A 12,236-nucleotide genomic window follows, 5' to 3' on the forward strand; every position below is an offset into this window, starting at 1 on the left:
TGAGACAAGGTTAATGAATTAGTTTATTCTTATTTCAATATTGCTACTTTTTGAGATTAAAATGGTAAATAAACCACCGCAAGAATTAATAAAAAACCCTTTTCAACTCATAGCAGAAAAAGAGCCTAATAAATTAGAAGATTACTTAGAGCTATTTTCACCCGTAGATACAAAAGGTCGTTATTTACATTTTGATGACTTTAAGTATCGTCTACCAAAAAACTTAGATCAAAAAATATCATGGTCTATCGTCAAGCTTGCCAGAGATAGGCAATTGAGACACATCATATCAGTAGGTTTTCCATCAAAAAATTGTAAGTTTTACTTAACACCTACAATCCAAAAAGCACTTTCAGAAACAGACAGAAACACAACTAGTGCTTCCTTAGAGTGGATGTGCAGTAAGATTGGTGAAGAAAAGCATTTAGAATATTTACTAAATGATTTAGTTGAGGATGAGGCTATAAGTAGCAGCCAGCTTGAGGGAGCTGCAACAACAACTAAAGTAGCAAAGGACTTGCTGAAAAGAAAAAGAAAGCCAAGATCTCCAGACGAAAAAATGATTGTTGGAAACTTTAAGATGATGAAGTTTGCTTGGGATAATAGACACAGAGACTTGTCGATTGATTTAATATTTTCTATCCACCAAGAAGGCGTCGAAAATATTGATAATGATAATTACACTCCCGGTGTATTTAGAGTTACAAATGACGTTGAAGTTGTTGATTCTGAAGGAGTGACAGTCCATATCCCTCCCCCAGCAGAAGGTTTAACAAAACGTATTAAAGAATTATCAAAGTGGGTAAATGAATGTCATCATGATGTTGATAATAAAGAGTATTTTCATCCATTAATAAAAGCTATCACATTACATTTTGTTATTGGTTATGAGCATCCATTCAGAGATGGTAATGGAAGGGTTGCCAGAGCTTTATTCTATTGGTATATGTTTAAAAATGACTTTGCAGCATTTAGATATATAGCTATCAGCGTACTTTTAAAGTCAGCTCCAATCAAATATGGTAAAAGCTACCTTTATAGTGAAACAGATAATATGGATCTAACATACTTTATAGACTATCAGTGCAGTGTCGTTATACGTGCAATAAGTCAGTTTAAAGAATCCTATAAAAATACTCTTAAGGATGCAGAAACTTTTAATAAATGGCTTTGGGAATCTGGTTTATATAGAAAGTTAAACGATAAGCAACAAACTGTTTTCCAAGTCGCAAGAAGTGGAGTCGCGCACCAATTTACTGCAATGAATGTAAAAGAAAATTTAGGATGCGCTTATAATACTGCATCAAATGTTTTAAATGGTTTAGTTGAGCTAAATTTATTTAAAAAAGAAAAACAGGGTAGGGAGTGGGTTTACAGTATGTTGAGCCAGAAAAAAATAATTGAGTCATGGAAAAGTTAATACAATATAAGTTAATACTTTTATTTTTCGTGGATGTAGCTCTGGTTTTTTAGGGGGCTTCAAAAAAGGACTATAAATGAAGTTTTTTATTCACATAATGTCGTGGTTCTGCCTACTTTTTACATCAAACACATTTGCTCTTGAGCAAAAGTATCACGGGAGTGTTTTACCTGTTATTGCTGCTTTTAAAACGCATGATAAGCCTGCGATTGCAGCACTTATTCGCTACCCGCTAAAACGACAGTACCCCATACCTGATATTAAAAATGAAGCTGAGTTTATTAACCGCTTTGATGAAGTATTTAATGATGAACTCACCGCAGTTATTGCCGCTTCAAACATTGATATCGATTGGGATAGCGTAGGTTGGCGCGGAATTATGCTAAATAACGGCGTGATGTGGGTAGATAATGACGGTAAAATTATTGCTGTAAATACCCAAAATACTAAAGAGCAGGCACTTGCTAAAAGCTTAATCGAACACGATAAGCAATCCTTGCACGCAAGTATCAATAATTTTGAAAAGCCAGTACTTGATTGGAAAACGGCTAACTACCATATTCGTGTTGATGATTTAGGCGATCATAATTATCGGTATGCAGTGTGGGGTATTAATAAAAAACCAAGCGACAAGCCTGATATGGTTTTACTAAATGGCGATATTACATTTGAGGGTAGCGGCGGGAATCATCACTATACGTTTAAAAATGGTCGCTATAATTATGTGCTACAAGTAACCATTATTGGCTGCGATACATCACCACCAGGTTGGCTTGAAGTTTACAAAGACGATGAGCGGTTGTTAAACGAGCCTGTGGTAAGTGCTAATTAATGTATGTTTTTGAGTGTATTAAACAATGTGGATCTGTTTTTAACAATTAAGCGTTCTAATAATTAGTATTTTTATAAAATAGATCTAAGTGGTAGGCTAAAAGTAGAAATTGAACAGACACCCACCTTAATATTTGTAATATCAGTGTAATTAACTATGCTCTGTTTAGTGCAATAATTAAGCAGGGTGTCACATGGCTATCGCAAGAAAACGTCAGGTTAGTTTGGTCGATACAAAATACTACCACTGTATTTCGCGCTGTGTACGCCGTGCATTTTTATGCGGCGTAGACAACTTTACTAATCAATCGTATGAACATCGCAGAGGGTGGGTTGAAAGCAAATTACTTGCCCTCGCTAACGTATTTTGTATCGATGTGTGCGCGTATGCAGTAATGAGCAATCACACTCATTTAGTACTCTATGTTGATGATAAAAAAGCCAAGCGACTAACCGATAAAGCCATTATTCAGCGGTGGCACAGGCTTTGTAAAGGCACTGTACTCACTAACAAATATCTGCAAGGTGAAGAGCTAAGTAAAATTGAATGGCTCTTTCTAAATGAAACAATCATTGAATACCGAGAACGCTTAGCTAATATCAGTTGGTTTATGCGCTTATTAAATGAAGACATTGCGCGCAGAGCTAATAAAGAAGATAACTGTACCGGCCGCTTTTGGGAAGGACGCTTTAAATCACAAGCCCTCTTAGATGAAGCCGCATTAATCGCCTGTATGGCATATGTTGATTTAAACCCAATAAGAGCAAAGGCAGCAACAACACCAGAAACATCAGAGCATACCAGTGTAAAAATACGCATTGAAAGTGCCACGGCAGGTAAGCAACCGAAGCAACTCCTGCGCTTTTCAGGTAAACCAAAAAAGCAAATGGCAAAAGGATTACCATTTGCGCTTAAATCTTACCTTGAACTAGTAGAATTAACTGGACGTTGTATACGCGAAGGCAAGAAAGGCCATATTGAGAGTACCACTTTACCCCTGTTACAAAGAGTAAACATTACCCCCGAAAACTGGCTAAAACTCACCACACAATTTAGTCGCGTATTTCATGGCGCAGTAGGTCGCCCAGCGTCACACGAAGGATACTGCGAACACCTAAATAGAAAGCGGCGCACCAACGTGAGTAACTGTGAAAAACTACTGGCTTAAACCTTTACTTCAAAACTCCTCGTTATTCCCCCCTCACTGTGAAAGCAGAGTATTTCGCATGCCTAAAAATGAATAAAAACAGCGTTATTTGAATATTATTTAAATAAGCAGAGAGATTGTTAAAGCTAATAGGGTTTTAAGCTCAGCAATGTTTATTTAGATAAACATCAAAGGGATTAATTATTAGGGTGGGTGTCATTCTATGTTTCTTCATTCTATGTTTCTATATCCTATACCTGACATTAAAGATGAGGCTGAGCTTATTAACCGCTTTGATGAAGTATTTAATGATGAACTCACTGCAGTTATTGCCAGTTCAAACATTGATACCGATTGGGATAGTGTAGGTTGGCGCGGCATTATGCTCAATAGCGGCGTTATGTGGGTAGATACCGACGGTAAAATTATTGCTGTAAATACCCAAAACGCTAAAGAGCAGGCACTTGCTAAAAGCTTAATAGAACAAGGTAAGCAATCTTTGCATGCAAGTATCAATACTTTTGAAAAGCCAGTACTTGATTGGAAAACAGCTAACTACCATATTCGTGTGGATGATTTAGGCGATCATAATTTTCGTTATGCAGTGTGGGGTATTGATAAAAAGCCAAGCGACAAGCCTGATATGGTTTTACTAAATGGCGATATTACATTTGAAGGCAGTGGTGGCAATCATAATTATACGTTTAAAAATGGTCGTTATAGTTATGTGTTACAGGTAACTATTATTGGTTGCGATACATCCCCGCCAGGCTGGCTCGAAGTATATAAAGGCGGTGAGCTACTATTAGCTGAAGATGTGATAAGTGCTCATTAATGTTTAGCCAAAAACAAAACCGCCAACAAAGGCGGTTATTTTTAAGTAGCTAATAGCTAAAATTAATGGTCTTTTTCAAATTCATCAACTTCGCGTTCGGCTTCTTCTTTCGACTTACCGTATTGCTGTTGAATTTTGCCAACTAACTCTTTGCGGCTACCTTCAATTTTATCTAAATCATCGTCGGTTATGTCGCCCCATTTACGTTGCGCTTTACCTTTAAGTTCTTTCCAATTACCTTTGATACGATCGCTGTTCATAAGTAGCTCCTTACTTTAGATTAGTGAAATTAACAGTCAACTATAAAGTAGCAAGTCGTATACCAAAAAAAAGTATAAATATTTTTTGTAATTAATATCAGTAGCTTAATATCAATCATAAATAGAGTAAGGCTAAAAGGTGGGTGTAATTATGTGGCCTTTCTTTAAATGTATACAAAATATACATAGCAGTTTGTAATAATTGCTTATCCAATATAGGTTTTAAGTTATTATGTTGCGATAAAACAGACGGTATGAGTGAGTTATGGATACTAAAGTGTGTGAATATGGCGTAGGAGATTGCTCTTACAAAATGGCGGGGGGGTTAGTAGGTATTACCCAGCTGGTTGATGCATTTTATGATTATATGCAACAGTTAAAAGAGGCTAAGCACATAAGAGGTATGCACAGTAAAGACTTGTCGCAGTCGCGTAAAAAGTTAGCTTACTTTTTGTCAGGTTGGATGGGCGGCCCTAAGCTGTACGCGGAGCATTTTGGCAGCATTAACATTCCACAGGCGCATAAACACTTGGTGGTAGGCGTTGCCGAAAGTGAAGCTTGGCTATTATGCATGCAAAAAGCCGTAGATGATCAGCCTTATGCAGAGTCGTTTAAAGTGTATTTAATGCAGCAATTGCGCGTACCCGCAGAGCGAATTAGAATGGTATCGGGTAGCTAGTAGAGAGTTAATAGGTGCTAAGCGGGCAACTTATTGAACTTAGTTACTTGTAAAGGAGTATTAATAATTAAACAAAAAGCCGCAGTTAAGCTATGCTTTTGTTACAATTGCCACTAAAAATTAAAGGAAGTATTGTTGTCGCAATGCAATTATTTAATTATAAATACTGCCAGGGGCAGTTAAATAATGAGGCTAATATTTTGCGGTGTTTTGATGCTGATATAACTTAATATAAAAATAGAGCATACAGTGGCTATAATCTAGAGTTGCATATCAGGGTAAGATTGTTTATTTTCACCGCCCATTAAGCGTTGCATTAATCTGCGTTGGCTCGAAAGTAATTGGCCAGAGCGTTCATTCATTATTTTACAGGTTTTAGCTTTTATCTCTAGCTCTTGTAATAACTTGGTCGTTAGCTTTTTAATATCTTCAGGTAAGCGTTCTCTTAGCTGCATTAGCCCTTCTTTACCACTAGAAAGTCCTAAACTAACTAAAAAATCATCACGCTGCATATGCGAAATATTTAGGCTATCTAACATAGTGAGCATTTTATCGTTATGCTCTTTAAGTTGAAGGTTGCGCTGGCTTAGTAGTTCATATTGCGAATCAAGAAAGCTAATTAAAGAATCTAATTTAGTAATATCATGTTGTAAACTAATAATATATTCTTTTATTGTCGAGATTTTCATTATTTGTGTAGCTCAATAATTGCGTTAACTGTTGCATCAATATTTAGTTTAAGCTCACCATTTGCAATAGCGGCCTTCATCTTTGAAACCATTTCCATATCAACATCAGGTTGAGTAGATAAATTATCAAAAGTAGAATCGATAGATTTACTTAACTTACTCACTTCACTAGTGTTTTTATCAGATGTTTGCGCTGACTTTTGCTCTTGCGTATTGGCTGTTGAAGAGCGTGAAGTTAGTTTATGGCTTTGATCTATTTGTGTAACGGGTGTATTTGTTATATTCATTTGGGGTTACTCATCATATTTAAAAATTACTGGTTACCTGCATAAATAATTATAGCGACCAAAATTCTTTTAAACTTAATTTTTATTATAAGAATAGCTATTAAAAAATAGCCTCTACCTCTCTTAAAGCAACGACTCTACCTTGAATAACTTTATTTGAGGTTAAGTTTTTTACATTAATTACTTCACCTAGCTGACCATCTTGCAATGCAATTGCTTTTACATTAGCTGAAAAGTTGCTGGTATTTACTTGCAGTAAAATATGTTCATCTTTATTTACTAAATATTTATTGTCTAAATATCGTCGTGATATTACATCACCTTTGGTTATTTCTCGTTTAACTGTCATGCCCACTAATTGAGCTAGGTTTCTTTCTAATGTGTGCAGATGGTGGCTAATATCAATACTTTTATATTCTAAAAGTTTAGGAGTAAGTACCTCTCCTCTGCTTAAATTTCTTTTTGCCACAACAAGATCAATCCACACATTAACTTTAGCGCTAGCCCTAAAGCGCCAAGTTGGTTCTTTGCATTTAATTGTAATACTTATGCGCCCAGCCGGAGGGCTATTTTTTTTAGAGCGGCTAATTAGTATGTTATTGCAATGCAAACTTTCACTTCCCTTAGGGATAAAGAGATCTATTTTATATTTATCTGCACTGACATTTGTAAAGTAACTATTAATTTCATTTTTTATAAAGTGACGGATTTCTTTATCAAAGTTTATTTCGCCTGCATAACTTTGTGTACAAAAAACTAACGTTAATAAAAAAGCACGGAAGGTATAGCGTTTCCATAGAGGAAGTAGGGCTTCCGGTACGCTTGGTGTTATGAGTGCTTTTTTTGTGTATACCATTGAAATTTAGTTCTTTTTAAAGTTGGCATGAAGCTTGATGTGTCGCTGCAGTGGTAGAAGTATGTGAATAGAGTGAGCATACAAGAATCAGAATCTAGAGGCAACAATGGAACTATTTGATAAGGCGTTGGGAGTTCATCCATTTTCAATGCAATTACGCTTGGATAGAGCTGAAATAATAGCAGGCAACTTGGCTAATGTAGACACACCTGGGTTTAAATCTCGCGATGTTGATTACCGTCAAGTAATGGAAAGTGTTTCTTCGAGTATTGCGCAAAATAGAAATGTTGATTTTGCTGGGGCACAAGTTGAAGACTTAAAATATCGCGTGCCTTATCAACCATCAAGTGATGGAAATACGGTTGAATTAAATATAGAACAAGCCAAATTTGCAAATAACAGTATGGATTTTCAGACAAGTTTGACCTTTTTGAATATGAAAATAAATGGTTTATATAAAGTAATTAAAGGAGAGTCATAATGTCTTTTAGCTCTATTTACGATGCAAGCGGCAGTGCAATGCGCGCGCAAGTTATTCGCTTAGACACAATTGCTTCTAACTTAGCGAACGCCGACACCGCAGCAGGATCAGAAGCTGATGCATACAAAGCCCTCAAGCCTGTTTTTTCTGCGTTATATAAGCAAACATTAGATAGCCAATCTATTTCGGCTTCTGTTGATGTTTTAGGGATTACAGAATCAAATAGAACAGTAGAGCAGCGTTATGAACCAAACAATCCAATTGCGAATGGCGACGGCTATGTTTTTTATTCAAATGTAAATGTGCTCGAAGAAATGGCAGACATGATGTCGGCAAGTCGCAGTTACCAAACATCAGTTGAAGTGATGGGACGAGTTAATAGCATGCAGCAAAGTATTTTAAAGTTAGGACAATAATAAATGCAAGTGGATACAACTAATACTAACCCACAAGACATCGTAAAAAATAGCGTAAGCAATATTGCAGGTAATAGCTCAGCAGGTGAAATGTCTAACATGTTTTTAGAATTGCTAGTAGCTCAAATAAAAAATCAAAACCCATTGCAACCTATGGACGGGACACAATATGTGAGCCAACTAGCGGAGTTTTCAAATGTTGAGTCGCTGCAAGGTATTAGACAAAATACAAGCAGTGGCCTTGATTATATGAGCAGTTTAACCGTGCTAGAAGCGACTAAAATGGTTGGCCAGTCTGTTGATGTTAAAGCAAATAGTATTGCACTTGAAAAAGATGGCAGTGTTAAAGGGCTTGTTAATTTAGATACTCCAGCGGATAGCGTTACTGTTCAGTTATATAACAAAAATGGTGAGCTGGTCGAGGAGAAAGAGCTGCCTTACTCTGGTGTTGGCGCGCTTCGTTTTGAATTTGACAACCAAGATGCCGGCGGCTATGCCGTTAGAGCTTATACAACCACATCAGGTGTGCCTAAACAATTAGAAACTTGGCTTAGTGGCGATGTAGAGCGAGTATCTGTTGGTGCTACACCACAAGATATTTTATTACAAATTGATGGTTTAGGTAATTTTGGTCTCACTGAAATTAATCAACTAGCGTAATTAAGCTAAGTAGGAATAAATTAATATGTCTATGTTTAATATTGGTCTTAGTGGCCTTAAAAGTACTCAAACCGGTTTAGAAGTAACCAGTAATAATATTGCCAACTCAGGTACTGCCGGATATAAAAATAATACCGCAGAATTTGCAGCTGTTTACAATGGTGGGCAACGTGGTGGTGTTAAAGTTGCAAACATTAAAGAAGATTTTGTTACTGGCGGCGAAATTGTTCGTACGGGTAATGCACTTGATATTGCAATTGATGGGCAAGGTTTTTTTGCTGTATCAGAAAATGGCCGAACAGCGTATACCCAAGCAGGTCAGTTTACGTTAGATAATGAGTTAAACATTGTTAATGCCAATGGTGGGAAATTACAGGGTTTCGGTGTTTCTAATGTGGCTGGTGGTGAACCAACAATCGTATCGGGCGTTTTAACTGATTTAAAAATAGAAGCATCAAATATTGAAGCTAAAGCAACTACCGAAATTAACTTTAACGGTAACTTAAGTTCAGCGAGTGATGTGATTCCGTATCCTGTAACTCCCGCTCTTTTTGATCCTAAAGATGGTAGCCAATATAACTTTTCTCAATCAACAGAAGTGTTTGACTCCTTAGGTAATAGCCATGTAATGACCCAGTATTTTAACCACACCGGTAGCAACGAGTGGCAAGCAATGTTTTTTCTTGATGGAAAGCCATTAACGGAAGCTCAATTAACTGGTGCTGGTCTTACTTCTGGTATGTCTGATACACCACCAGTGGTAGGGGCAAACGTTGGTGCTCAAAGTGTTGATGATGGAACTGGTACAGCTGTTTCAGCTGGTGTTCTAAAAATGACATTTGATCCAAATGGCCAAATGGTGCCTTATGGAGCTGCTCCAGGTGTAACCGGTGTTAATTTAGCCGTTGCTGTTGGTGCTGGTACTTCCACTAATGCTGAAATAAAAACAGGCGCTGCCGCTTTAGCTATAAACCTGAAATTTGATGGTACAACCCAATTTGGGTCAAGCTTTAGCGTAAACGAAAATGATGCAGATGGTTATACGTCAGGTGCGTTTTCGGGTGTAACCGTTGGTGACGACGGTAAAGTATTCGCTACCTTCACCAATGGTGAATCAAAGTTACAAGGGCAAGTCGTGCTTGCATCGTTCGCTAATGTTGATGGTTTAGAGCAAGGCAGTAATACAGTTTGGTATCAAACCGAAGAATCGGGTAATGCACTTTATGGCGAGCCAGATAGTGGTTCATTAGGTAAATTACTTGCGGGGTCATTTATGGGCTCTAACGTTGATATTAGTGAACAGTTGGTAGGTTTAATGTCGTTTCAGCAAAACTATCAAGCTAACGCTAAAACAATTAGTACAGCTGATGAAATGATGCAAATTTTGTTTAGCAATACCTAAGGGAATAAATTGTGGAAAAGTTAATTTATACCGCAGTTTCTGGTGCTGAACTTAATAACACAGCATTGCGTGTTGCTGCTAATAACCTAGCAAATGTGAGTACCGTTGGCTTTAAGGCCGACATGGAACAAGCGCAATCAATGATGGTTCAGGGTAATGGCTTTAGAACTCGCTACCTCGCCCAGCTTACTCCTGTTACTACCGACTTATCGTCTGGGCCAATTATGGATACCGGGCGTAACCTAGATATTGCCCTAAGCGATGGTGGTTACTTAGAAGTAATGGATGATAACGGTAACCCTGCTTATACCCGTTCAGGCAACCTTGTTGTTGATGCTGAAGGGTTTATTACAGTGCATGGGCGTCGTTTACAAGGCGATGGCGGAGATATTCAGCTTCCAGAATTTGGTGATATTGAAATAGGTTCGGATGGAATAATTAACCTTACACCTGTTGGTGGTGGTGTTATTGCCGAAGAAGCAAGAATAAAGCTAGCAAGTACAGACGCTAACCTAATAAAAGGGGCTGATGGGTTACTAAGAAGTAATGATTTACAGCCACTTGAAGCAGACGACACTATTACTCTTAGAGCCGGTGCTTTAGAGGGGTCTAACGTTAATGCAGTATCCGAAATGATAAAAACAATGAACATTAGTCGCCAATTCGAAATGAACGTAAAAATGATGAAATCGGCAGACGAATTAGCAACAAGCGGCAACAAGCTTATTAGTGGAGAAGGTTAAGAATGAATTCAGCATTATGGGTGAGTAAAACAGGTCTAGCTGCCCAAGACTTAAGAATGACAACCATTTCTAATAACTTAGCAAACGTAAGCACTGCGGGCTTTAAAAAAGACAGAGCCGTATTTGAAGACTTATTTTATCAAGTACAAAAGCAACCGGGTGCGCAAGCTGATGATCTTAACCAACTGCCATCGGGTATACAGGTTGGTACAGGTGTACGTATTAACGGCACGCAAAAGCAATTTACCGAAGGCAGCTTTGAAACAACCAGTAATCAGTTAGATATTGCAATTGCAGGGCAAGGCTTCTTTCAAATAGAAAGCCCAGATGGAGAGCTTTTATATTCGCGTAATGGGCAGTTTCAGCTTAATTCAGAGTCATTACTTGTAAACAGTAATGGTTTGCCGCTAGCACAAAATATAGCGCTGCCAGAAGGCACTACAAAGGTAAGTGTTGGTACTGACGGAACTATTACCGCAGTGGTTGGTAAAGAAGCTCAACCAGTAGAGTTAGGGCAATTACTAACGGTGAACTTTGCAAACCCAGCTGGTTTATTAAGCTTAGGTGGTAATTTATACCGCGAAACAGCAGCATCAGGAGAGCCTGTTGAAGGCGTGCCAGGCGAAGAAGCGTTTGGTGCTTTACAGCAGTTCACCATTGAAGGTTCAAATGTAAGTGTAGTAGACGAAATGGTTAGCATGATAGCTGTACAGCGCGCGTATGAAATGAACGCTAAAGTTGTTTCAGCAGCCGATGAAATGCTACGTTTTATAAACCAAAACGTATAATTATTATGATGAATAAATTAGCATTGCTTATACTTTTATTACTAATTTCAGGCTGTAGTAGCGGGCTTGAAAATAGACAGTTTGTAAAATGTGAAGTTGTTTATGACGAGGTTAAATGCCCTCAAAAAACGGTAAAAAAAACCCGCGAAGACTATGAAATAAATCAAGACGCCTATCAAGATGGCTTGAGTCATCAAGATGGTAGTTTATTTCAAGATAGCTATATGTTTTCACTTTATGCAGATAAACGGGCATACAGAGTAGGTGATATTTTAACCGTTATTTTAAATGAGCGAACTCAGTCAAGTAAAAGCGCCGACTCAAGTTTAGATAAAAGCACAGGTTTTGATGTTGGCGTTCCGCTTGCTGGTAACTTAAATGTTTCAGACTTTAATTTAGGCGTGGGTTCTAGCACTAAGTTTGATGGTGAAAGCAGCGCTAATCAGCGTAATTCACTGAGCGGCTCTATTACAGTTCGTGTTGAACATGTACTTTCTAATGGTTCATTGGTTATAAATGGGCGTAAAAAAATACGCCTAAACCAAGGTGACGAATACATAAAAATAGAAGGACTTGTTCGCCCAGAAGATATTGATGTGAGTAATAGAGTGTCGTCACTGCGAATTGCCGAAGCTGAAATTAGTTATACAGGAAAAGGAACTTTAGCAGATGCAAGTAGCCCAGGTTGGTTTACTAAGTTGTTCACACGATACTTGAATCCATTTTAGTTATTAGAGGTTT

Annotated in this window: 16 protein-coding genes; 12 read left to right on the top strand and 4 right to left on the bottom strand. The window is 37.7% G+C overall.

What is annotated here, in order from left to right:
- Positions 1-61: 61 nt before the first annotated feature.
- The 4 genes from CIK86_RS02370 (at position 62) to CIK86_RS02385 (ending at position 4,234) form a co-directional block, all read left to right on the top strand.
- Entirely contained in the window at positions 62-1,420 is a 1,359-nt protein-coding gene (locus tag CIK86_RS02370) for a Fic family protein (RefSeq protein ID WP_086994049.1), read from the top strand.
- A gap of 76 nt (positions 1,421-1,496) precedes the next feature.
- A complete protein-coding gene (locus CIK86_RS02375) occupies positions 1,497-2,252 on the top strand; it encodes a hypothetical protein (protein WP_086993885.1) in 756 nt (251 codons plus the stop codon).
- A gap of 193 nt (positions 2,253-2,445) precedes the next feature.
- The gene (locus CIK86_RS02380) at positions 2,446-3,420 is read left to right on the top strand and encodes a transposase (protein ID WP_096317076.1); all 975 of its coding nucleotides are present in this window, start codon (positions 2,446-2,448) and stop codon (positions 3,418-3,420) included.
- A gap of 202 nt (positions 3,421-3,622) precedes the next feature.
- Positions 3,623-4,234 (top strand): hypothetical protein, encoded by a 612-nt coding sequence (locus CIK86_RS02385; RefSeq protein WP_254910771.1) that lies wholly within the window; start codon positions 3,623-3,625, stop codon positions 4,232-4,234.
- A gap of 62 nt (positions 4,235-4,296) precedes the next feature.
- Here the strand turns inward: CIK86_RS02385 and CIK86_RS02390 are convergent, their stop codons facing one another.
- Complete coding sequence (locus CIK86_RS02390) at positions 4,297-4,494, bottom strand: CsbD family protein (RefSeq protein ID WP_011328875.1); 198 nt, start codon at positions 4,492-4,494, stop codon at positions 4,297-4,299.
- Between the two features lie 265 nt (positions 4,495-4,759).
- Here CIK86_RS02390 and CIK86_RS02395 point away from each other — a divergent pair, with 265 nt between their 5' ends.
- Entirely contained in the window at positions 4,760-5,173 is a 414-nt protein-coding gene (locus CIK86_RS02395; protein WP_086998997.1) for a group II truncated hemoglobin, read from the top strand.
- 260 nt (positions 5,174-5,433) lie between these two features.
- Here the strand turns inward: CIK86_RS02395 and CIK86_RS02400 are convergent, their stop codons facing one another.
- The 3 genes from CIK86_RS02400 to flgA form a co-directional block, all read right to left on the bottom strand.
- A complete protein-coding gene (locus tag CIK86_RS02400; protein ID WP_254910772.1) occupies positions 5,434-5,862 on the bottom strand; it encodes a flagellar protein FlgN in 429 nt (142 codons plus the stop codon).
- Positions 5,862-6,149 carry a flagellar biosynthesis anti-sigma factor FlgM gene (flgM, locus tag CIK86_RS02405; protein ID WP_086999000.1) on the bottom strand — a complete coding sequence of 96 codons (288 nt, stop codon included), beginning with the start codon at positions 6,147-6,149 and terminating at the stop codon, positions 5,862-5,864. Before flgM ends, CIK86_RS02400 begins: the two co-directional genes overlap by 1 nt.
- A gap of 100 nt (positions 6,150-6,249) precedes the next feature.
- Positions 6,250-7,005, bottom strand: coding sequence for a flagellar basal body P-ring formation chaperone FlgA (gene flgA, locus CIK86_RS02410; RefSeq protein WP_086999003.1), 756 nt, complete (start codon positions 7,003-7,005; stop codon positions 6,250-6,252).
- A gap of 106 nt (positions 7,006-7,111) precedes the next feature.
- Here flgA and flgB point away from each other — a divergent pair, with 106 nt between their 5' ends.
- The 7 genes from flgB to CIK86_RS02445 are packed head-to-tail and all read left to right on the top strand — an operon-like array spanning position 7,112 to position 12,223.
- Positions 7,112-7,486 (top strand): flagellar basal body rod protein FlgB, encoded by a 375-nt coding sequence (gene flgB / locus CIK86_RS02415; RefSeq protein ID WP_086999006.1) that lies wholly within the window; start codon positions 7,112-7,114, stop codon positions 7,484-7,486.
- The gene (gene flgC / locus CIK86_RS02420; protein ID WP_086999009.1) at positions 7,486-7,902 is read left to right on the top strand and encodes a flagellar basal body rod protein FlgC; all 417 of its coding nucleotides are present in this window, start codon (positions 7,486-7,488) and stop codon (positions 7,900-7,902) included. Before flgB ends, flgC begins: the two co-directional genes overlap by 1 nt.
- 3 nt (positions 7,903-7,905) lie before the next feature.
- Positions 7,906-8,562 (top strand): flagellar hook capping FlgD N-terminal domain-containing protein, encoded by a 657-nt coding sequence (locus tag CIK86_RS02425; RefSeq protein ID WP_086999012.1) that lies wholly within the window; start codon positions 7,906-7,908, stop codon positions 8,560-8,562.
- Positions 8,563-8,587: 25 nt separating this feature from the next.
- Positions 8,588-9,964, top strand: coding sequence for a flagellar hook-basal body complex protein (locus CIK86_RS02430; RefSeq protein WP_086999015.1), 1,377 nt, complete (start codon positions 8,588-8,590; stop codon positions 9,962-9,964).
- A gap of 11 nt (positions 9,965-9,975) precedes the next feature.
- The gene (gene flgF, locus CIK86_RS02435) at positions 9,976-10,707 is read left to right on the top strand and encodes a flagellar basal body rod protein FlgF (protein WP_086999018.1); all 732 of its coding nucleotides are present in this window, start codon (positions 9,976-9,978) and stop codon (positions 10,705-10,707) included.
- Positions 10,708-10,709: 2 nt separating this feature from the next.
- The gene (gene flgG, locus CIK86_RS02440; RefSeq protein ID WP_086999021.1) at positions 10,710-11,495 is read left to right on the top strand and encodes a flagellar basal-body rod protein FlgG; all 786 of its coding nucleotides are present in this window, start codon (positions 10,710-10,712) and stop codon (positions 11,493-11,495) included.
- Positions 11,496-11,500: 5 nt separating this feature from the next.
- Positions 11,501-12,223 (top strand): flagellar basal body L-ring protein FlgH, encoded by a 723-nt coding sequence (locus CIK86_RS02445; protein ID WP_254910773.1) that lies wholly within the window; start codon positions 11,501-11,503, stop codon positions 12,221-12,223.
- Positions 12,224-12,236 lie beyond the last annotated feature (13 nt).

The organism is Pseudoalteromonas sp. JB197, from assembly GCF_002332205.1.
Lineage (GTDB): Bacteria > Pseudomonadota > Gammaproteobacteria > Enterobacterales > Alteromonadaceae > Pseudoalteromonas > Pseudoalteromonas nigrifaciens.